The organism is Paenibacillus lautus NBRC 15380, assembly GCF_004000945.1.
Lineage (GTDB): Bacteria > Bacillota > Bacilli > Paenibacillales > Paenibacillaceae > Paenibacillus_AQ > Paenibacillus_AQ lautus.
Genome location: NZ_BIMF01000030.1, coordinates 17,204 through 37,143, shown reverse-complemented (window position 1 = coordinate 37,143; position 19,940 = coordinate 17,204). Strand labels below are relative to the sequence as shown.

Sequence of the window (19,940 nt, the reverse complement as noted above, 5' to 3'; positions counted from 1 at the left end):
TATGACAATGATGCCTTAAGCATGAATAAGCAGCCTCATATCCGTGATAAAGCCGGATATTGAAGTTGCTTATTTCGTGTTGTTGTATGTAGGCAGAGAGTTAATCGAGTAATTCCGGATCATCAAGGATGGATGAGTACTTGGGGTATAATCTACGAATGCAATCCGGACAGATATCGTGGGTGAATTCAATGGGGAGGCGGCTCTCCAAATAGCTCTCCACAGGCTCCCATTCTTCCGCGTGGTGAACGTATTTGCATACGGCGCAGATGGGAATATGTCCGGGAAGGGGAAAGCTGTGAGCCAGCGCTTGTTCCAGCAGCAGTTCCTTGCGTTTGAACTTCGTAATATCTGTAAATGATATCATAGCTCCGTGAATACGACGGTCCTTGTTGATAAGCAGCGGCAATACCTCACATAAAACCCAATTCTCTTGGCCGTTCCATTGCACTGCATATTCAAAAGAATAATCAGGCTGCTTACCCAGCATAACATCTCTTATGGAGGGTACATCCAGCTCATGGAAAAAATGATCGAATGAAGCCAAACTCAATGGCTGGGAAGCAATATTAAAAAAAGATGCCCCCTGCCATCCAAACTCAGGGGAAACACCATATCTTTCGGCCATGGTAATGAGTGGATCGTTAATTTTGTCTATGATGCCATCCGGCGTAATGATCATCAATCCTTTATTCAAGGAATGAACCGCATTATTCCAAGATGTGATCATGGTATCGTAGGGCAAATGACTCGCTCCTCGTACTGAATAGACTCATGAGTAAAAGATACAACGAACAATGAGTACTATGGTATAATTTAGGCAATATATATTTGATTATACACGTAATTAAGTGGTTTTGCAAGAGAAAAATACGTACATAAGTAATTTTCTTTCAAAGAGAACTAGGAAGGCGGTTGTTTGATGCAATCTATTTACCAACGAATCGAACATCTCATAGAAAGCCGAGGTATGACCAAGAAGGCGTTTTGTGAAACCCTCGGAATCAGCACAGGAAATTTTGGTGATTGGAAGAGGGGGAAAACAACGCCGAGCACAAATAAATTGATTGAGATTGCAGCATTCTTTTCCGTAAGCTTGGATTGGTTGATTATTGGCAAGGGCAACCCTACCCGAGTCAGGGAAGCGCGTGGGGAGTATGGAGTGGATGCGGAATCGTCCGATCTTCCCTTCATGTCCGGATTGGCAGAGAATGAGAAGGAGTTTATCCGTGAATATATCGAGTTTTCAGCATACCGGAAGGAAAAGCGAAACGACAAGACTTAGCAGCTCATTCGCCTAAGCCAACGATCCATAATTTGGTTCTTTACTTTTGTATGATGGAACAGTATAATAGGGAATGTTCGCTACAGAACATCCCTTACAACATGCGGTAGTGGTGGAATGGCAGACACGCTATCTTGAGGGGGTAGTGGGTGTATACCCGTGGAGGTTCGAGTCCTCTCTACCGCATACTTCATAAAAGAGCTGTTTATCAGGAGGAATTCAATCCTTTGATAAACAGCTTTTTTTGTTTGCTTTGCGAGCTGGGACATGCTGTTTCTTTTGCGAGTTGCCCTATTTATCGTTTCAATTTGTGCTGCAAGTTTAAAGAGTACATGTAGAGATCATAATAGGGCATGAAGGAGATGAACGAGCATGAAACCATTATACACAGCAGATGTAAAAGTCATTGGAGGGCGCGAAGGCTCTGTTGAATCTACGGATGGGGTTCTTAATCACAAACTAAGCATGCCGAAGGAGCTTGGAGGACCGGGCGGTGAAGGAACCAATCCGGAGCAGCTGTTTGCTGCCGGCTATGGCGCCTGTTACGAAAGCGCCCTGGCTAATATCGCCCGCAAAGAGGGCGTCGAGCTCAAGGACGTTGTGATACACTCCCAGGTCATGATCGGAAAGGACGAAGGCGCTGACGGCTTCAAGCTTGCGGTGAAGCTGAAGATCGAAATGCCGGGTATCGAACGAAGCCAGGCAGAGGACCTTGCGAAGAAGGCGCATGCGTTTTGCCCTTATTCCAAGGCAACCCGAGGCAACATCGACGTGGAATTAAGCGTAAGCTGACCATAAAGAAATTCGGATGGCCCTCTGAAATGGAGGGTCATCCTTTTTTGTCGGCTTACGATGCGGAATATGAAACTTTTTACATGATACTCCGTATTTCAGTTAAAGCTATGAAATGGAAAGGGGCGCTTTAAGATGCGTATTGAACAAATGATAGAGGAACGGTTTGTATGCAGCAAATGCGGAGGGAATCACTGCCAGACGAAAGAGGTCTCGATGTCAGGGGCCGGGCTGAGCAAGATGTTTGATATCCAGCACAATCATTTCCTATTTGTTTCCTGCACGAACTGCGGATATGTGGAAGTGTTCAACCCGGATATATTAGAAGGTAAAAAGAGGGGGCAGCTTGGCTCGATCCTGGATGTGTTCTTCGGTTGACATCACCTCTAAAATTCTTTAATATGACTAAGTACCAGAAAGTACAAACCAGTCATAAGGAATTTAAATAAAATAAACGGGTGATGAACATGCCATACAGACCGCAGATTGCAAATGTGACCACAGCTGGAAGCAATGAAAAAGAAGGGCTTTACGAATTCATTATCCACACGGCTGACGGAACGGATATTCGCGTATTCTATAACCGCTTCCCGGAATGGAAACTGACTGCGCTTAGCCGACTTGGGAAAGTACCTTGCCCGGTTTGTCGTAAGGATTTCATATGCAAATGCATGGAGAAATTCTCGAACGAATTCGACCAGCAGATGAAAGACGGCGAGTGGCTGAACAAAGCTGCTGAGTAATAAACCAATAAGCGTACTTGATCAAGCGTAGGAGAGGGCTCCTGCGTTTTTTCTTTTTTTATGGCGTGAAGGGAGCGAAAAAAGATATGAAGAATCGTGCAACCGAAAATCATGAGGAATATGCGATTGTGCTGATTGATGGCGTCTGCCATTTGTGCCAGGGGCTGACCCAGTTCATTATCAAGCGAGATCCTGCGGGTGCTTTCCGCTTCGCTTCGCTGCAATCCGAGATTGGGCAGGAGCTGTTGAAGCAAGGAGGGCTTAATGGAGATACGTCGGAGACGATGGTGCTGATAGAGCAGGGAAAGTATTACACAAGGTCGACGGGAGCTCTTCGGATTGCGCGGCATCTTCGCTTTCCTTGGCCGCTGTCGTATATCCTGATCTTGATTCCCCCATTCTTACGGAACCTGGTGTACCGCTGGGTGGCAAAGAACCGTTACCGGTGGTTTGGGCAATCCAGTGAATGCATGATCCCGACGCCGGACATTCGGCGCCGGTTTTTATCCTAATCCACTTGTATTAATGATGATGTTCTGCCGTACCTTCATGAAATGTCGGAGTTCCTGCTTGCAGGTAGGCAAGCTCGGTCTCGGACAGTTTGCCGACCGCGAACGGTTTCTGGGGAATGATGATGGAACCGTTGTTGCCGCTGTGCAGCTTGATAAAATACAGCCCCTCTTTATCAAAGGTTTTGGTTACCGTGTACACGCCATCACCGACCGCTACCGCATCTGTCATGGGATCCCGCAGGGAGCCGTCATGGCTCCACAGCTCGTAATGAACAAAATCCGCATCGGGCACTCTTTGACCAGCCTGGGTAAGAATGATTTCAATGGTCTCCGGTTGATGCACAGATAACGTCTCCGGAATGTTCACCTCGGCGATCAGCGGGATTTCTTTTTCATACCGGTCGGCTGCGCCGGGATTGGCCGTGCAAGCGCTCAGCAGCAGGACCGCTAGCAGTACGGATAATATAACACGGCTTTTCATGATCATGAACCGCCACCCCTTATTGTAGTTAGAGTATATAACCGAATCAGGCATTCAGAAATGTCTTGATCGCCGGTACCCTCCGAACGATGAAATAATCGATGATCCATACGATGATGAGCGACAAGCCCACAAGCGGGAACAGGATTCCCAAAGCGATGAGCAGCAGAAGGTATACCCTCATGTTCTTGACTTTAACCTCAGGCGCTTTCGGTGCCCCCAATCCATGATCCGGTTTTCGCTTCCACCACAAGTACAAACCGCTTACCGCAATGAAAATGATGCCTATGCATATAAGCAAACTGAAGATTTGGTTGACGATGCCGAACTGGGTTCCTTTATGCAGGGTAATGCCAAGAGCAACGGCTTTGCCGACGAATCCGTAATGATCATAGCGATAATCCGCCAACACCGCGCCGCTGTACTGGTCGATATGCATGGTGGCTTCGTCCTGCGCTTTCGGCGGATAGGCCGACAACGTGTACACGCCGTCCGCTTGCTGCGGGATGCTGATGGTGTAGCTTGGATGAATCCCCTCGCTTCGGGCCACATACATCACATCTTCGATTGGAAGAGGAGTAAAGTCGGAGATGGTGGAGTTAGGTACCTCCAGATTTTCGGCCGCCCAAGGGACCTCTGCGACTTCCTTCGTCTGAACCACATGGGAGGATGGCGCACTGCCTGACCAGATGGAAGGCGGATAGCCGGCACCGGTATTGGTCGCCACGGTTTGAAAATTACTACCCCACAGGCCTGACCAGGGCAATCCGGTCATAATAAGAAACAACATGCCTGCGGCAATCCAGAATGCGGGAACGGCATGCAGGTCTCTACGAAGAATCTGCTTGCCCTTGCCTAGACGCGGGTACAGGATGCCCGCGAGGCTTCTTTTCTTTTTGCTTTTGTTTTTATTTTTCGGAAACCACAAATACACCCCGGTAATGATCAGCACGATCGCCCAGCAGGCGGCAAGCTCCACGATCCGGTCCCCGATGGTCCCGACCATCAGCTCACCGTGGAACTCCTCGATTTTGTCCATGATGCGGTCTTTGTCTTTCAACTCGCCTATCTTCTCTCCGGTATAAGGGTCCATGAAGACGGTCATGGATTCGCTGCCTGAGGTCAAACTGATTTCCGTGGAGCGGGAGTCCGATTCGCCGGGGCGGTACTTGGTAATGGTAGCATCAGGGTAGAGCTCTTTCACTTGTCCGACCAGCTTGCTGGGCGTTACCCGTTCAACCTGAGGTGTTACCGTGTAGTAGTCCCGATAGAGCGCTTGTTCAATCTGAGGCTTGAATAAGTAAACGGAGCCGGTGATAGCCAGGATGATCAGAAAGGGAGCAAAAATGATGCCGGCATAGAAATGCCATCTCCAGACGGTTTTGTACCATGCGGCAGAGCTTGAATATGGCAGTGGACTTTCATTTGGATTGATTGCTGGAGGTTTCTTTTTCCCCATGGCTGGTGGCTCCTTTTCCATTACGGCTAAAATTTATATAAGATGAACATGAGCGTTCATTTCATATATCAGATGAGTTTACTTCGGGGCCCGGAAACCGGCCTGGACGGCTTCTGCCTCGCTGCAGAACCACTGCTCCTGCTTTGTGCGCTCATAGTATGGGGATTCGGGAGTGTGGTAGATTTTTTCACCCTTCGAGTTGATGTTGCCTTTGATGTCGCATCCTTGCTTGGACTCTTGGCCGTTCTCTTTCGGAGCTTGGGTTGCCGCTGCATTATTACGGCTGCCGTTGTTCTTGTCGTTAGTGTCGTCCTGCTCCTCCGGATGGAAGCCGTCTTCCTGGGCGTAGTTCTCTACGCTCCATATGCCGAGTGCCTGGTCCCGGCTGATCCGCTGCAAATCATCAAATTTGTCCACATAGCGGGTGTTGGGCGGATAGATATAGGCCACGCGGGCGAGTCCTTCTTCAAGCAGCGATTCCTGGACCATTTTTCCGTCGGCATATACATACGCAAGCAGCCTGGAGTATTTATCCCGGTTCGGACCGATATCAAACTCCAATTCAAGAAGGTCGGCTTGTTCCACGATCTCCTTCGTAAAAGCCTTGGCTTCGGGCCCGAATGGCTGTACGCCCAGCTTCGGATGGCTTGTCTCGGGCGTGTCGACCAGCAGCATGCGAACATTCTCTTTTTTGCCTTCGAACATCACGCTGATGGTGTCGCCATCAACGGCTTTGACCAGTTCCACGGCTACCCGCGGAAGATTCAGATCATCGGTTGGATAGGTCGTTGGTTTTGAATTCGTCGTGCTGGTGCTTGTCTTTGCCTCGGAGTTAGCGGTTGTTGCGATTCCTTCGTTCGATGTCGCCGGGGACATCAGCGGCTGGCTGCAGCCTGACAATAGCAGCAAGGCGGTTAGCATAGCGGTTAACATTCGTTTGTTCACTTGTTGTCACTCTCCTGGCTTGGAAGTTTAGTTCAGATGGTTTAGGAGTTTATATAATGTTGATTCTATATAAGAGGTTTCTATATAGAGAACATTCGTTCTAAGCCTATATAGTAGGACATTTATCCTTGTTTTGACAATAGTGATTAAGGGCTATCTGTATATCAAAATAAAATCTTGCCGTTCTGCTGCAACTGTGATATTCTAATGTCAAATTATAACAGGCAACGGAAGCACCGTTCATTGACCGCATATTGCGGCCTTTGACGGTGCTTTTTTTGGCGTTGTTACAGAAATGAGGGATTGGCTTTATGATACCGGCTCGACTTGTGCTGGCAGTGCAGGATTCCCGGTATGTCGAACCGCTGCTGAGTTATTTGCATGGAAGTTCTTACGGATCCGCTCTCCAGATGACCGCATTTACCCGTACCGATTCATTTCTACATTATATGGAAGTGGGGGAAGTGCCGAATCTGGTCGTGGGGGATACGGAAATGCTGGAGAGTTGGCTTAGCCGGGGGGAGACTTCGGTTCCTTGGCTGCTACTAAGTGAAGGCCATTCATCCTCTTCTCTTTTAGAGGGGGGCAGCAGTACATTCAAGTATCAACCGCTGCCTCAGTTGATGGAAGTCATCATCACCCACTGTAAGCGAAGCGGTGGGGCGCTGGAGAAACTGAATGTCGGAACAGCCTCGGTGATTGGCATTGTATCTCCCCTGAGCGGGAGCGGGAAGTCAACGATAGCCATGAACATGGCGAAGCAGCTGGGCGTGCTCGGATTAAAGGTGTTCTATCTCAATTTGGAGACGGTGAACAGCAGCGCATTATTTCCTTCGGGTTCGGTGGGCATGGAGGGGAGCTTTTCAAGATTGTTGTATGACATTAAGGCGTCACAAGAATCGGCTTCGGGGACCGAGTTGTCGATAACCCCTTATATCATCAGACATCATGGCCTGAAGTGCGATTCCTTTGAGCCCAGCTTCAATGTAAAGGAAATTACGGAGATGACCATGGAGGACACGGCTTTGCTGCTAGCTTCCCTTGCAGCGTGTAATCAATATGATGCCATTGTCGTAGATACCGAGGGGTACATGGAAGAACGAATGCAGACGGTTCTGGAGCAGGCCGGAGTGCTGATCTGGGTTTTATTGGATGATTTAATGAGTATGTATAAAAGTTGTGTGTGGATGGATCAATTGGAGCTCAAGGATCCCGCGCTTTTCGGAAGCGTGAAGAAGCGGAGCCGATTCATTGTCAATCGATACACAGGACAGCTTGTTAACGGCTTCCCCCGCAAGGATATGAGCATAGACAGCGTCCTGCCTTATATTCCTTCATGGAAACAGCTCCATCGGGAAGAACTGCTGTTGTCCTCACCCATCTATCAAAGGGAGGTATTGAAGCTTTGCCAGCAGCTGCTGGAGGGCTCGGGTATCATGCCGGTTCATGCGGGTGGTGGGCAGTGATGATGGAGGATCCGTTCAAGTCGGTTCGTGACCAGATTCGTTCCGAGCTTGACATGAGTGCGAGCATTAACAATTCGGAATTGATGGCCCGCATCGAGGAAATGGTGTGGAGAAGACGCGAGCTTATGGAGCTGACAGCCGCTGAGAAGCGGAGGCTGGTGCGTAGGGTATTTGATTCTTTTCGCGGGTTGGATGTGCTTCAACCATTAGTGGATAATCCTCGAATTACGGAAATTATGATTAACAGCCACCAGGACATATTCATTGAACAGGATGGCGAGGTCAAGAAGCTGCCACTCCAATTCGAATCACAGAGCCGCCTGGAGGATATCATTCAGAGCATTGTCGGTACGGTAAACCGGGTGGTGAATGAATCGACGCCCATCGTTGACGCCAGATTGAAGGATGGCTCGCGGGTTAATATCGTGCTCCCGCCCATCGCGCTGAAAGGGCCGACCATGACGATCCGCAAGTTTCCGGAATCGCCGATGACGATGGATGACCTGGTAGGAAGGGGCGCCCTAACAGAAGAGGCGGCGGAGCAGCTTCGGATCCTGGTTAAGGGTAAATACAATATTTTTATAGGCGGAGGGACGGGTTCGGGGAAGACGACTTTTCTGAATGCATTATCGCAGTATATTCCGCCTGATGAACGTGTCATCACGATCGAGGATTCGGCGGAATTGAAGATCGTGACGGTCCCGAATCTCGTGTCGCTGGAGACCCGGAATGCCAACACGGAAGGCCGGGGGGAAATCGCGATACGCGATCTGATTCGTTCCTCGCTGCGGATGCGCCCCAATCGGATCGTGGTGGGCGAGGTACGGGGCAGCGAGGCGCTGGATATGCTGCAGGCGATGAATACCGGGCATGACGGAAGTTTGTCGACGGGGCACGCCAACAGCACGCAGGACATGATCAGCCGTTTGGAAACGATGGTGCTGAGCGGTGCGGATCTTCCGATCAGCGTAGTCCGTCAGCAGATTAGCTCGGCGATTGATATTTTCGTTCATTTATCCCGGCTTAGGGATCGATCGCGGCGCGTAACGGAGATTAGTGAAGTGATTGGAATGGAGGGCGGCGAGGTGTTGCTGAATCCGCTGTACCGGTTCCGCGAGACGGGCGAATCAGGCGGCCGGGTGATTGGGTCTCTTGAGCCTTGCGGCAACCCGCTTCAATCGGCGGACAAGCTTCATATGGCCGGGATTACGACTTGGCCGCTGCAGAAGATGATGGAGGTGACGCCATGAAACGATCTGGCGGTTCGCTCTTGACGCCCGAAGAGGGTCAAGGCGAGCGGGTGATCAAGAGGAGTAAGGGGGCTGGAAAGCGTGAGCAAGCTGCCCCAGCTCGAACCAACACTCTCCCGGATTACGGCGTCTATCATCTCTCGCTGAGGCAGAGAATGGGATGTGTCATCCTTGGCGGCCTTTTGTTTTGCTTCATCGGTTATCTGTTTTATCACAATCTGATTTTGTCGCTGCTGCTTGGAACTGGAGGTCTGACGGTCCCTAAATTTTGGCGACGGTTTATGCTGGAACGCAGGCGCAAGACGCTGAATCTTCACTTCAAGCAAGCTCTGTATTCCTTGTCCTCATCTCTGTCGGCTGGCCGCTCCGTAGAGAATGGGTTTAGGGACGCCGTTCAGGACTTGCTGCTGCTGGATCCCGGGGGCAGCAGCGATCTGATCTTCGAACTCAAAGTCATTGTGTCTCGGATGGAGTACGGCGAGCCTATTGAAACTGCTTTGCAGGATTTTGCCCGAAGGGCGGGGATGGAGGATCTGACGAATTTTGCCGATGTCTTCTCGACTTGCAAGCGAACAGGCGGTGATCTGGTTGAAGTCGTGCGCAGAACCTCTTCTGTCATCGGAGAAAAGCTGGATATTCAGCAGGAGATATCCGTCATGATCGCCCAGAAGCGGTTTGAATCCAAGGCGCTTCTTGCGGCGCCGTTCCTCCTGCTGCTGTTCATGAATATGACATCTCCCGATTATATGGAGTCCATGTATAGCGGATCGGGGATCATAATCTCTACTTTTGCACTGGCGGCTCTAGGAGGCTGTTTCTTATGGATCACCAAAATGATGAATATCAAGGTGTAAGGAGGTGAAGCGGGCATGCTGACATGGATATCCGGCGCGCTGATGGTTCTGCTTGTGGGTGGTTGGGTGGTGCTGAATCAAACGTGCGGCGAACGGTACCATCGTCTTGGCAAAGTGCCAATGGAAGGTCTTAGGCTGCAGCGGTTAGCACCGCCTCTGTTGTTTCTGCTCGAGCGGGGAAAGGTTCCGATGCGCCTTCCAATTGTATTCTACCGGATGCAGGGTTCCGTTCAGAAGATCCATGGGTTGCGGCACAGCGCGGAAATGACGTTGTTGTTTATGGCCGAGGCACTTGCGTATACATGGCTTATTTTGATCGGCGGCTGCTTGTGGTCGTTGCTGTCCGGGGATGCAATCGGACTTCTGGCTGGATTGGCATTGGGGGCATTGCTGCCCGTCGCTTTGGTGAAGGACCTCCATAAAAAGGTCACACTGCGTGAGCAGGATATCGTGATGGAGCTGCCGGAACTTCTGAACAAGATTGTTTTGCTTGTCGGCGCCGGCGAGACGGTGCAGCGGGCGATCATTCATTGCGTGGAACGGAACAAGGACGCAAACCATCCCCTGTATGCTGAGCTGAAGAGAATGGTGCTTGAATGGGAGGGAGGCCATCCGTTCCAGCAAGCCTTCGAACAGTTCAATAAACGGTGCGGCGTTCAGGAAGTATCGATATTTACAACAACCGTCCTGCTTAATTTTCGGCGCGGCGGGAATGACTTTGTCCTGGCACTGCGGGATTTGTCCCGCGTGCTGTGGGAGAAGCGCAAGGCCATTGCAAGAACAAGGGGCGAGCAGGCCTCCTCTAAGCTGGTGCTGCCAATGGTGGTCATTTTCATGATCGTGATTGTTTTGCTCGGAGCGCCTGCATTTATGATGATGAACATGTAGAAGGGACCGGTGTACGAAATATGATGTTAAACATGGCGAAGAACGGGATGAAAGCTTTTTGGGAGGATGAGAAAGGGATAGGAACGCTGGAGATGATCCTGATCCTAGTCGTTATTTTGATTATCGCGCTTATATTTAAAGATCAGATTACGGCCTTGGTGAACAACTTGTTTAAAAACGTGAACAACAAGAGTAAAGAGTTCCTTGAATAAACGGCTGCCGAAAAGATGGAAGGACGAGACAGGGAGCTTCACGGTGGAAGCCTCCCTGGTTCTTCCCATCGTACTGATGGTGACGGTATTGCTTCTGTTCCTATGCTTGTATATCTACCAGCAGTCGATGCTGGTTCAGGCATCGGCCGCGGCTTCCGAAAGGACCGCGTATAGCTGGGACAACAGCCACAAGTTCGCAGCTACGGGATCCGTAGAGCAGGGACAATATGATTCGTTATATTGGCGGTTAACGGATGATAACGTAGTCGGAACTCTATTTGGTTTGGCAGGGGGAGACAGTACGAGGTCAATTACATTGCCGCAGGGCGAGGCTGAGGGCGGAAATTTGCCCGAGCTTAAGATGTCCAAGGGCGGCACGGCTGTGCCCGCTAGCATGGCGGGAGAGATGCGTTATACAAATCAGCTGCTCATTCGAAAAGTAACGACTTCGTTAAATGAGCAGGTATCACTGACGCCGCTGAGTCGAATATTGGACGATGGAGGCCAGATCAAGGTCAGCGCCCAGTCGATCGTAGTTGATCCTGTAGAGTTTATTCGTTCGGTGGATCTAATGCGATATTACGGATCGAAGTTTCAAGGCGGGAGAAATGGAACGGATAAGGCTGCCGAAGGAGAAGTTCTACAAAAGTTCGGAGGTTCGCGATAGTCATGACGAAGCATAGGGAAGCACGGTCGAGTTGGAGAAGGGAAGAGTGTGGCCGATCGTCTGATGGATCTGTATCTGTTTTTTTGATTATCGCCCTGGCAGCCGTATTTATGTTTGTAGCTATCTTTATTGATTATTCCCGCATAGCGGCGATGAAGGTGCAAAGCGAGAGGCTGACAAGAGCAGCCGTACGCTCCGTGATGTCCTCCTATGATCCGCAGCTGCAGAAGGAGTATGGATTATATGCCCTTGGAGACACCAGCGGCGATCTCATTATGGGCAATGTGCTGAATGACAGCATGAATCCGGAGGACCGTAGCGATGCATTCCGGTTAATGGCAATGGAGCTCGATAGTTCGGGGCTTGAGCTGCAGCGTCCGCTGGGGACTTATGACGTATTCAACCGGCAGATTATCGAGGATATGAAGTATAAAGCGCCGATTGATTTCACTTTGGAATTAGTGGGCAAGTTCAAACCGTTATCGCAGTCCATGAAGGAAGCTTCCAATACGGTCGATGTCCTTAAGAAGCTTCGCAAATTGTATGACAAGCGGGAAACGGCGCTGGATGAGATGCTGGCAAAGCAGCGTAAAGCGGGGGAGCATGCAATCCGGCTTTCGAAGCTGGTTATGGATCCGCCGGGACAATCGATCTCTGACATTTCGCTGGGGGGCAGTATGAATACCGCGGCTGATGTGGCATCACAATACGAGGATTTTAAGGCTAAACAGCAGGAGGATGCAGACCGGCCTCCTAAGGAAAAACAGTATACGCTGCTGCTCATGGCTTACCGGAGCGGAATTTCTTCCATTGGTTCACAGATCTCGAGGGAGGCCAGCCGAGTTCAGAGGGAGAATGATAAGCTTCTCTCGGATGCGCATCAATTATGGGAGGAAGCAAGGAATCTGAATGAAGAGATGAAGCAGGTCATCAAGGATTCCGAGAACCGTTCATCTAATAAGGGATATGATCAGGTCACGAATGATGTAACACCAGGGTCTAACGATTCTTCCGGGGCAGAAGCGGAGATGATTCAATCCATACGGAAGCAAGCTGACAAATTAATTCATAGCGATGAATTCTTGAACGGCTTCCGACAGGAGATTGATAGCCAGGAGAGTCGATACCAACAGGTTGCACGAGCGGTCAGCACTCTTCAGTCTTCTCTGGGGGGAGAGGGAATGAAGGGAACGGTGCTTGAAGCCAGTCGCACATTACAGCATTTTATCTCTAATTATGGAGTATCAGGCAGTGGAAATATTATAGATCGGCAGCAGGCGTCATTGGAACAGTTCCGCACATCGGATAAGGAACGCAAGGCGATGGAGAAGCAGGCCAATCAGAAGCTGAAGCAGGCATCCAAAGTCATGGAGGCAATTAACGGGTTGAATGGACAACATCAGGCGATTATGGATGAGTTTCGTGAACTCCAGCAGTACTATGACGAAAGTCTTCAATTTAATGCCGAAGCGGACAGTATGAGTAAGGGAAAGCCTATGGATGATGATCCGTATGATGCCGGTAAACAGGCAATGGATAATATGGATGGTATGTTTGGATTTATGGGGAACGTGCTTGGCGGTGTCAGGGATGAACTGTTTCAAAATGAGTACGCCGTTCATTATTATCAGCATTTTGATATTGGGAATTTAACCGGAATGGTTAATGGTTCCAACACTGGCGGAGATGTCATCCAGGAGTTCGCCATTGGAAACCAGGAAGTGGAGTACATTCTATATGGATTTCATAACCCCGCCGGGAACATATCGGCGGCCTATGCAGAGATTTTTGCTTCCAGGCTCGCGATCCGGACGATGGAAGGATTTATTGTGAATAGTAAATTGGGAAATCCGTTGGCGATTTTGGCGGCGGCCATTCTGTATGGGATTGAGAAGGCCATAGAGGATATGATCCAGTTGTGTCAGAAGGGGAGCGTTCAGCTATCCAAGTACGCCCCCATTGAGCTGACTTACAGGGATCATTTGCGAATATTTCTGTTTATTCATAGCAATAACGAGAAGAAGCTATCGCGCATGTTGGCATTGATTCGATTGAACACCGGCATCAATCCTGCGGAGCGATTTACTTACGCTTCAGGAGAGGTCAGGACGGCCATGCGTTTATGGTTTCTTCCAGGGGTGACGAAAGCGATCGGCGTTGTATTTGGAAGCGATGCGGACGAAGTTCAGGGAAATCGTTACATGGTAAAGCGCAAGGCGGATTTTTCCTATTAGGTTAGGGGTACGAGATGAAACGATTATCGATAACACAGAAACCTCTCCGTAAAAGTAAAGCGTCATCGGAACAAGGAAGCATGGTCGTGGAAGCTGCACTCGTGCTGCCGATGTTTATGTTTTTTGTCATTTTTCTCATTTATATCGTGCAAATGACGTTGATATCGACGGCGCTCCAGAGTACCGTTTCGGATACGGTCAAAACCGTAGCGGCTCATATGTATCCTGTCTCTCTAGCCGTGCAGGCCAATGCTGGTGGTAGTGGAACAGGAGAAGGCTCACCAAGCACATCCCATTGGGAGATTCCCAAATTGTCGCTTTCTGATTGGGTTTCGAATTACAGCGACTCTCTTCCTGCTCCTGTTAATGAGTGGATCACGCAAGCCGTAGCGTCAGGCGAGGAGCCGCTGCAGCAGCTTAAGAACCAAACCGTGGAAGCCGTACTCGATCCTGTGGTCAAGCCGATGATGAAGCCATTCATGCCTGAACATCTTCTGGATTATGATCGGATCCATGTGTCCAATGTTCACATTCCCAATTTGAAGAGCGGGGCGAGTCCCTATTTCGGCATAGAGGTGAATTACGCGCTTCCGATCCGAGTTCCTTTCTTGAACAAACGAATTGTGCTGCAGGCAAAGGCTCAGGAGAGATTATGGATTGGTGATACCGGCGAAGGAGGAACGGGTTCAGGGGACGGCTCGGGGACAAACGGGGCGATCGAGCTGCTGGAGAAGCCGAATCCGGCTGTGGCTAGCAAGCAGGCTAAGGTAAAAGTAAAAGTAGAGCCGGGAAGCAGTGCCCAATTGTCGGTCTATTATAAGAGCGGTCAGAGCACGGCTAAATATTTGGGTTGGGAAACCGCGGACGGTAACGGCTATATCGAGTGGGAATGGAATGTAGGCTTTAATACAACGCCAGGAACGTGGCTGTTTGTCGTTGAGACAGCAGACGGGCAGCGAATTGAGGTTCCGTTTACGGTGGTGGCGCGGTCGGGTTCATGAGAGGTTCGAAAGTAAGGTTGTGATATAAAAGGTTCCAAAGAAGAATCGCATTATAGAGGTTTCCAGGATATGCAATCTAAAGAAGTGTCCAAGAGAAGCAATCTAAGAAGCGTTCTAAGAGAAGCGTTCCAAAGAAATATCCAAGAAAAGTCCTTCCAAAGAAGCAATTCATTGTGCATCCATTTAATGTTCTATTAAGGCTGTTCCTTTGAATAGTCGCGCAGGGGAGGTTGATGCGTGTGGCCGTTGCCTTTGGTATTTGTGCCGTTTACCTGATTGCAGCATTCATTACAGACCTTCGTTCCATGAAAATACCGAATGTACTAACCGTTTCGGCTATGCTGTCCGGTCCTGTCTATCATGGCGCTCTGGACGGGTTGAAGGGGCTGTTCTTTTCTTTGCAGGGTCTTGGAGCAGGGTTTCTTATCTTGTTGATCATGTATTTTATAGGAGCTGTAGGAGCGGGTGACGTTAAGCTGTTTGGAGGGATTGGTGCCTGGACCGGCTTATGGTTTACCTTACAGGGCATCATGTATTCTGTCCTTTTTGCCGGTGTCATCGGTTTGCTCATCCTGCTCTGGCGGCGGGAAACGATGAAGCGAATACGCAATGTCGTTGGCAGTATCGCCGGAGTTTTTGTTATGAAGAGCTGGTTGCTATGGCGCAACAGCCAGGAGGAACACTTGCGATTCCCCTTTATGATGGCTGTCCTTCCTGGCGTAATCAGCACGTATGTAGTACTGCACTTATAGGAGGGGGAGCCTATGCTCGGATTAAAGGTGGATTTTAAGCAGAACGGTGGAACCATTATGGTGCTGGACCGGGCTGAAGGAATCCAATCATCAGAACTTAATCATGTACAGCTGGGAATGATCCGTTCTTCGAGAATCCCTCATTTTCTGAAGCTGCATATGAAAGAAGTCGATTACAAAGTAACGTTGGAATATGATATTACCGGCAAAAAAATGCTGTCTCAAGCATTGAAGAGTGAGCGAATGACGCTGACCGAATATTTTGGCTTGCTGCTGCAGATCGTCACCGCTCTGGAGGACAGCAAGTTGTATATGCTCCAACCCGAGAACTACATTCTTCATGAGGATTATCTGTTTATTGAAGGTTCCCTGCATCTTGGCACTTTATATTTAACTTATGTTCCCGTTGCAGCAACCGAAGCAAGCGGCACTCGTCTTCCGGTTATGCTCAAAGAGCTAATGACAAGGTTGCTCGCATCGGTGACGGAGCTAAAAGGGGGAGGGATACAGGCACTGATGTCGTTCTGCAGTGAACAGAGCTTCAATCTGCCGGGACTTAAGAAGCTTGTGGTCGACCTGTTAGCTGGAGAGGGGGAAGACCAGCGAACATTAACTCAAGCAAATGCAGCAGTGTCTTCAGGTTTGAATCAAGGATCTCCCTATACCGGTAGTCAATCAAGCAGCTTGGGCAAGCCTGCATTCGCATTTACAGAACCGGCTCGTGGGCGGACAGCAATGACGCAGACGGAGAGTGACATCCACACGGATAAACAGAGTTTAATCCGAGGTCTGACGGAACGTACGAATGAGATGTTTGGGAAGAGGGGCAAGAGCGAGGAAATGAATTCTCATGGGGGTCGAAGCCCCATGGGTTCAACTCCTCCGTGGTTACCTGATACGGATACGGATGATACAAATTCAGATAATTCGGACAATGACAAGACTTCACCAGTTCGTACCTATATGTTGTTAGGATGTTTGCTCGCCGCAGCGGGAGCTTGGAGATTGTTGTATATGAATCAGCGCTCTCCACTGATGTTGGGGTTGTCGGTTGGGATTACGATTCTACTTGCTGCAGTAGCCTGGCTTGGCTGGACAGGTAAACTCCAGCTGCTATCACGGAGATCCGGCGAATGGTCTGGGTCCCTGCCAATGTTTGAGTCAACAGAGCTTAGTCCGCAGGATTCCAAGTGGAAGTCCGTCCCACGTTTTCAGGCGGATCCTTTATCGGGTCTTCTTGGGGATAACTCGAAAACAGACGCTGGGAAAGCACCAGCAGAGCTTGAGGAGGGGAAAGAGATTTGGAGATGGCGGGTCCCTAAATCTCTAATTAACCCCGAGAGAGATCACCATGCAGCGGGATATCCCGCACAGTCTCCGCAGGGCCATGCTTATTCGCGTTCATCTGAGGCAGCAGCTGCGGCAGAGGATTCGTATGGGGAAGAGGGGGATTATTATGCCCAATTGTCCCAACGCACGGAGGTGCTTTCGTTCCCTGGAGGCGGGGGAGCTACCGTCCTGCTAAGTCCGGATGCTGCAGCCCGTCCAGCCGCGCAACATTCAGCAGGAGCTTACCTCGAACTAAACGAACCGAATACAGCCACCCCACAGCGGATTGAACTGCATCAGCCCCATTTCATCATCGGCCGTTCTCCCGACGTAGCCCAATTCGTCGCACAGGGAGTGGGGACTTCACGGGCGCATGTCGAGCTTTCGCGTGAAGGCGGAGGTTACATACTGAAGGATCTAGGTTCGAGAAATGGTACGGTGTTGAAGGGGGAGCCCATGGTGCCTTATAAAGAATACCCTTTGATGGAGGGGGATGTCTTTATTATTGCCGGATGGTCGTTTACCCTGCGCAGGGGTTAATTATTGCAGAAAAAAACCAAGGTATTTCCTGATTTATTTGGGGAAGGCTTTTGGTTTTTTCTTGTTTTAACTAGATCTTTAGAAACACTTGATTCGATACCTATGGTAAAATATACCCATTAAGAATAATAGTACTAAGTATATATATTCCATTGTGTTTTTGATAAAGTTGTTTCCAATTTCGTCCATGAAATTGGGCTACCAGAGGAGCCAAAACGTTGATGAGAAAGGATCGCCAAAACTTCTTGAACAACCTATGCATGAAAACAACAAGTGATGCAAGATGCAATTGAGGTGGCAGACGATGATGCTTCCTTTGACAAAGATCGAAACAGGAAATCTATCATTTATTTAATTTTTGTGAGTAACGAAGGGAGATGAGTTGTAGGAATGACATCTTACATATTTCAAGAGGTTATGAATCAAAAACCAAGACCCGTTTTTTTTGGTGTAACTGTATCTGAGAAGACATGGACGCTTTTAGAAGTATTGGCAAGGGGTGTACATATAGTTCTTTCCTCTTTATTTCTCATAGCAATCTTTTTTTTCGAATTTTCAGGAGTTGAAATATTTCTAGGGGGCTTGCTTTCGGTCTTCATCCTCAAATTTCTGAATTGGCAGGATAAGAAATATAGCAAGAGATTAGAACGGTGGGAGGAAGAAGTTGTAGATAAATATTATGAAATGTATCCTGTTACAAAAGTCTCTGATTCAATTTATGACATTAAATTCTATGATATCAATGAGTTGTCAAAAGAGGGGTTATATCACTCTGCTTGTGAAGTATCTTTTTTTCTTTCAGAAGACATTAAGCTTGACGGTGTCGACATAGATATTTTGAATCATCATGAAAAACCTATGATTACATATCATTTCATTCCAGCAGATTTAAACATCTACGGGGAGGATCTATTTTTCCTTCCGACTCTGGTTATTTCAAAAGCTGATATAGATTTTATAGTCGAAGATAACAATAAAAGCGTGATGGAAATTCTGAAGGAGAAGAAACTGACAGTTACTAAGGCGATTGAGGATTGATAATTACCGAAGCGTTGGACGATATACATAGATTTGCTAATGTGAAAACCATAAAATCCATTAATCTACCGGTAATCAGGGCTGGCGGTTACACATCTCAGGCCTATCAAGATGCTGTAATGGGAAAAGGCATTACCATGAGCATGTCTCGCAAGGATACGCCCGTTGATAATGGCCCCATCGAATCGATTCATTCTACGCTAAAGTCTGAAAACGTTCTATCTCGAAGGTTTAACCTGCTCGACGACAGCCATCGTTGATAGACCGTTCAAGACAACATTACTTACTATAATCCGCATTCAAACAAAACTAAACAACCAGTCGCCGGTTTATTTCCGGTAACTGGCTGCTTAACATTGAAAGGTGTTTTGATCCTTGTCTTTACTAAGGGGGGAGTTCCCCCCTGCCTTAACATAATACCCAGGGTTCTTTTTTTATTATTATTGAAGTCTGAGTGCGAAATTACTATAACGAGCTTGAATAGATCAGGTATTCCGTATCTCCGGTTGGGTCCAGATACCAGTTAGCGATCTTTTTTGAGTAATTATAAGATCCTCCGTATAAGGGCCAGCGTGTAACGTACACATTGTATTCCGGAACGAAGATATTATATTGTGCATCATACCCGCTTGGATAAGACGAATTCATAAAAAAAGTAATAATAAAGATATTGATGTTTTTGTAGCCATATTTTTTATGTACATGGTTGGCAATATTTTTGGTCAGCAGATGCCCCGTTGAAGGTTTGCTGTCAAAGGTGTCGATAATGTTTTGCATCGTTTGTTCATCCGAAATTTCTACGGCAATGGTGAGTGAATCCGAATCGTCGATTACGCCATAAGTTAAGTCGTTCAGGTGCAATTTTCCGGAAGAGAGATTCGAGTATTTGGATTCCAATTCCTCTTGGATTTTTACGGCTTTCGTTTTTATGGGCGGAATCGGTGTAGGCTTAGGAACAAAGGGCTCTGTCCCCTTGTAACTGGTAATGTTGATGGTATTTCCATTTACGGCCAGGGTTGCTCCAGTGGCTTCGCTAATGAAGCGAAGCGGAACGAAAATGTTTCCGTTCAAGGATACCGGAGGAGATTCGAGCAGCATTCGCGAGCCGTTTACATAGGCGTTTTTGTTGCCAACAGTCAGCACAAGGTTGATCCCTTTTTTAGTCCCTGTAATCTGCTGTTTGGAAGGATCCCATTTTACAGAGAGGCCCAAGCTTTTGAATATAGGAGCGAATTGTACCAAGGTCACTCCATCTCGCAGAAACGGGGCTTGTCGCAGTCCCACTTTAACGCCATCCACATTGACGATGTTGGCTGGCGCCGCTCCTGCGGCCGGCACAATGCATGTAAATAGTAAAACTATAATAATTGCTAATTTCAACTTCACGCCATTCTTTCCTCCTAGGACTATTGGATTATATTTCTTATAACAGTCTATTATACTTGAACGATGGCTAATTTCCATAATTTACTCGATATCAACCTGCTTCATC

The 19,940-nt window shown here is 48.5% G+C and carries 21 protein-coding genes, 1 tRNA gene and 1 pseudogene; 18 read left to right on the top strand and 5 right to left on the bottom strand.

The window, feature by feature from the left end; genetic code table 11:
* Nucleotides 1-100: 100 nt before the first annotated feature.
* The gene (locus tag PLA01S_RS29365) at nucleotides 101-745 is read right to left on the bottom strand and encodes a PAS domain-containing protein (protein WP_127595712.1); all 645 of its coding nucleotides are present in this window, start codon (nucleotides 743-745) and stop codon (nucleotides 101-103) included.
* 177 nt (nucleotides 746-922) lie between these two features.
* Between PLA01S_RS29365 and PLA01S_RS29360 the strand changes: the two genes are divergently transcribed.
* From PLA01S_RS29360 to PLA01S_RS29335, 6 genes are all read left to right on the top strand, one after another.
* Entirely contained in the window at nucleotides 923-1,285 is a 363-nt protein-coding gene (locus PLA01S_RS29360) for a helix-turn-helix domain-containing protein (protein ID WP_100539069.1), read from the top strand.
* Nucleotides 1,286-1,388: 103 nt separating this feature from the next.
* A tRNA-Leu gene (locus tag PLA01S_RS29355) sits at nucleotides 1,389-1,471 on the top strand.
* Between the two features lie 186 nt (nucleotides 1,472-1,657).
* Nucleotides 1,658-2,077, top strand: coding sequence for an organic hydroperoxide resistance protein (locus PLA01S_RS29350; RefSeq protein WP_127595710.1), 420 nt, complete (start codon nucleotides 1,658-1,660; stop codon nucleotides 2,075-2,077).
* A gap of 135 nt (nucleotides 2,078-2,212) precedes the next feature.
* On the top strand, nucleotides 2,213-2,455 hold the full coding sequence (locus tag PLA01S_RS29345; RefSeq protein ID WP_006212369.1) for a zinc ribbon domain-containing protein: 243 nt from the start codon (nucleotides 2,213-2,215) through the stop codon (nucleotides 2,453-2,455).
* An 89-nt stretch (nucleotides 2,456-2,544) separates the two neighbouring features.
* Nucleotides 2,545-2,820 carry a hypothetical protein gene (locus tag PLA01S_RS29340; protein ID WP_076324660.1) on the top strand — a complete coding sequence of 92 codons (276 nt, stop codon included), beginning with the start codon at nucleotides 2,545-2,547 and terminating at the stop codon, nucleotides 2,818-2,820.
* An 86-nt stretch (nucleotides 2,821-2,906) separates the two neighbouring features.
* Entirely contained in the window at nucleotides 2,907-3,332 is a 426-nt protein-coding gene (locus PLA01S_RS29335) for a thiol-disulfide oxidoreductase DCC family protein (protein WP_127595707.1), read from the top strand.
* A gap of 10 nt (nucleotides 3,333-3,342) precedes the next feature.
* Here PLA01S_RS29335 and PLA01S_RS29330 read toward each other — a convergent pair whose 3' ends face one another.
* From PLA01S_RS29330 to PLA01S_RS29320, 3 genes are all read right to left on the bottom strand, one after another.
* A complete protein-coding gene (locus PLA01S_RS29330; protein ID WP_127595704.1) occupies nucleotides 3,343-3,819 on the bottom strand; it encodes a FixH family protein in 477 nt (158 codons plus the stop codon).
* Nucleotides 3,820-3,859: 40 nt separating this feature from the next.
* Nucleotides 3,860-5,272, bottom strand: a complete 1,413-nt coding sequence (locus PLA01S_RS29325; protein ID WP_127595701.1) for a PepSY-associated TM helix domain-containing protein — start codon at nucleotides 5,270-5,272, stop codon at nucleotides 3,860-3,862.
* A gap of 78 nt (nucleotides 5,273-5,350) precedes the next feature.
* A complete protein-coding gene (locus PLA01S_RS29320) occupies nucleotides 5,351-6,217 on the bottom strand; it encodes a thermonuclease family protein (RefSeq protein ID WP_127595698.1) in 867 nt (288 codons plus the stop codon).
* A 311-nt stretch (nucleotides 6,218-6,528) separates the two neighbouring features.
* Here PLA01S_RS29320 and PLA01S_RS29315 point away from each other — a divergent pair, with 311 nt between their 5' ends.
* From PLA01S_RS29315 to PLA01S_RS32745, 12 genes and pseudogenes are all read left to right on the top strand, one after another.
* Nucleotides 6,529-7,683 carry a P-loop NTPase family protein gene (locus PLA01S_RS29315; RefSeq protein WP_127595695.1) on the top strand — a complete coding sequence of 385 codons (1,155 nt, stop codon included), beginning with the start codon at nucleotides 6,529-6,531 and terminating at the stop codon, nucleotides 7,681-7,683.
* The gene (locus PLA01S_RS29310) at nucleotides 7,683-8,933 is read left to right on the top strand and encodes a TadA family conjugal transfer-associated ATPase (protein WP_127595739.1); all 1,251 of its coding nucleotides are present in this window, start codon (nucleotides 7,683-7,685) and stop codon (nucleotides 8,931-8,933) included. Before PLA01S_RS29315 ends, PLA01S_RS29310 begins: the two co-directional genes overlap by 1 nt.
* Nucleotides 8,930-9,787, top strand: coding sequence for a type II secretion system F family protein (locus tag PLA01S_RS29305; RefSeq protein ID WP_127595692.1), 858 nt, complete (start codon nucleotides 8,930-8,932; stop codon nucleotides 9,785-9,787). Before PLA01S_RS29310 ends, PLA01S_RS29305 begins: the two co-directional genes overlap by 4 nt.
* A 15-nt stretch (nucleotides 9,788-9,802) precedes the next feature.
* A complete protein-coding gene (locus PLA01S_RS29300; protein WP_127595689.1) occupies nucleotides 9,803-10,675 on the top strand; it encodes a type II secretion system F family protein in 873 nt (290 codons plus the stop codon).
* Nucleotides 10,676-10,695: 20 nt separating this feature from the next.
* A complete protein-coding gene (locus PLA01S_RS29295) occupies nucleotides 10,696-10,887 on the top strand; it encodes a Flp1 family type IVb pilin (RefSeq protein WP_127595686.1) in 192 nt (63 codons plus the stop codon).
* On the top strand, nucleotides 10,880-11,554 hold the full coding sequence (locus tag PLA01S_RS29290; protein ID WP_127595683.1) for a TadE family protein: 675 nt from the start codon (nucleotides 10,880-10,882) through the stop codon (nucleotides 11,552-11,554). Before PLA01S_RS29295 ends, PLA01S_RS29290 begins: the two co-directional genes overlap by 8 nt.
* A gap of 2 nt (nucleotides 11,555-11,556) precedes the next feature.
* A complete protein-coding gene (locus tag PLA01S_RS29285; protein ID WP_127595680.1) occupies nucleotides 11,557-13,788 on the top strand; it encodes a TadE/TadG family type IV pilus assembly protein in 2,232 nt (743 codons plus the stop codon).
* A gap of 80 nt (nucleotides 13,789-13,868) precedes the next feature.
* Entirely contained in the window at nucleotides 13,869-14,789 is a 921-nt protein-coding gene (locus PLA01S_RS29280) for a TadE/TadG family type IV pilus assembly protein (RefSeq protein WP_127595736.1), read from the top strand.
* A gap of 239 nt (nucleotides 14,790-15,028) precedes the next feature.
* Nucleotides 15,029-15,541 carry an A24 family peptidase gene (locus PLA01S_RS29275; RefSeq protein ID WP_127595677.1) on the top strand — a complete coding sequence of 171 codons (513 nt, stop codon included), beginning with the start codon at nucleotides 15,029-15,031 and terminating at the stop codon, nucleotides 15,539-15,541.
* A gap of 12 nt (nucleotides 15,542-15,553) precedes the next feature.
* Complete coding sequence (locus PLA01S_RS29270; RefSeq protein WP_127595674.1) at nucleotides 15,554-17,410, top strand: DUF6382 domain-containing protein; 1,857 nt, start codon at nucleotides 15,554-15,556, stop codon at nucleotides 17,408-17,410.
* Between the two features lie 417 nt (nucleotides 17,411-17,827).
* Complete coding sequence (locus PLA01S_RS29265; protein ID WP_127595671.1) at nucleotides 17,828-18,448, top strand: hypothetical protein; 621 nt, start codon at nucleotides 17,828-17,830, stop codon at nucleotides 18,446-18,448.
* Nucleotides 18,449-18,537: 89 nt separating this feature from the next.
* Nucleotides 18,538-18,790 (top strand): annotated as a pseudogene (locus PLA01S_RS32745) (IS3 family transposase); the annotation flags it as partial.
* A gap of 123 nt (nucleotides 18,791-18,913) precedes the next feature.
* On the opposite strand, the gene PLA01S_RS29260 reads toward PLA01S_RS32745, so the two are convergent.
* Nucleotides 18,914-19,912 (bottom strand): copper amine oxidase N-terminal domain-containing protein, encoded by a 999-nt coding sequence (locus PLA01S_RS29260; RefSeq protein WP_246059927.1) that lies wholly within the window; start codon nucleotides 19,910-19,912, stop codon nucleotides 18,914-18,916.
* Nucleotides 19,913-19,940 lie beyond the last annotated feature (28 nt).

Coding starts and splice junctions, on each gene's coding strand:
- PLA01S_RS29360 (WP_100539069.1), top strand. CDS start 923: ATGCAATCTATTTACCAACGAATCGAACATCTCATAGAAAGCCGAGGT.
- PLA01S_RS29315 (WP_127595695.1), top strand. CDS start 6,529: ATGATACCGGCTCGACTTGTGCTGGCAGTGCAGGATTCCCGGTATGTC.
- PLA01S_RS29270 (WP_127595674.1), top strand. CDS start 15,554: ATGCTCGGATTAAAGGTGGATTTTAAGCAGAACGGTGGAACCATTATG.
- PLA01S_RS29330 (WP_127595704.1), bottom strand. CDS start 3,819: ATGATCATGAAAAGCCGTGTTATATTATCCGTACTGCTAGCGGTCCTG.
- PLA01S_RS29260 (WP_246059927.1), bottom strand. CDS start 19,912: ATGGAAATTAGCCATCGTTCAAGTATAATAGACTGTTATAAGAAATAT.
- PLA01S_RS29340 (WP_076324660.1), top strand. CDS start 2,545: ATGCCATACAGACCGCAGATTGCAAATGTGACCACAGCTGGAAGCAAT.
- PLA01S_RS29295 (WP_127595686.1), top strand. CDS start 10,696: ATGATGTTAAACATGGCGAAGAACGGGATGAAAGCTTTTTGGGAGGAT.
- PLA01S_RS29265 (WP_127595671.1), top strand. CDS start 17,828: ATGAATCAAAAACCAAGACCCGTTTTTTTTGGTGTAACTGTATCTGAG.
- PLA01S_RS29325 (WP_127595701.1), bottom strand. CDS start 5,272: ATGGGGAAAAAGAAACCTCCAGCAATCAATCCAAATGAAAGTCCACTG.
- PLA01S_RS29345 (WP_006212369.1), top strand. CDS start 2,213: ATGCGTATTGAACAAATGATAGAGGAACGGTTTGTATGCAGCAAATGC.
- PLA01S_RS29280 (WP_127595736.1), top strand. CDS start 13,869: ATGGTCGTGGAAGCTGCACTCGTGCTGCCGATGTTTATGTTTTTTGTC.
- PLA01S_RS29335 (WP_127595707.1), top strand. CDS start 2,907: ATGAAGAATCGTGCAACCGAAAATCATGAGGAATATGCGATTGTGCTG.
- PLA01S_RS29285 (WP_127595680.1), top strand. CDS start 11,557: ATGACGAAGCATAGGGAAGCACGGTCGAGTTGGAGAAGGGAAGAGTGT.
- PLA01S_RS29350 (WP_127595710.1), top strand. CDS start 1,658: ATGAAACCATTATACACAGCAGATGTAAAAGTCATTGGAGGGCGCGAA.
- PLA01S_RS29300 (WP_127595689.1), top strand. CDS start 9,803: ATGCTGACATGGATATCCGGCGCGCTGATGGTTCTGCTTGTGGGTGGT.
- PLA01S_RS29305 (WP_127595692.1), top strand. CDS start 8,930: ATGAAACGATCTGGCGGTTCGCTCTTGACGCCCGAAGAGGGTCAAGGC.
- PLA01S_RS29310 (WP_127595739.1), top strand. CDS start 7,683: ATGATGGAGGATCCGTTCAAGTCGGTTCGTGACCAGATTCGTTCCGAG.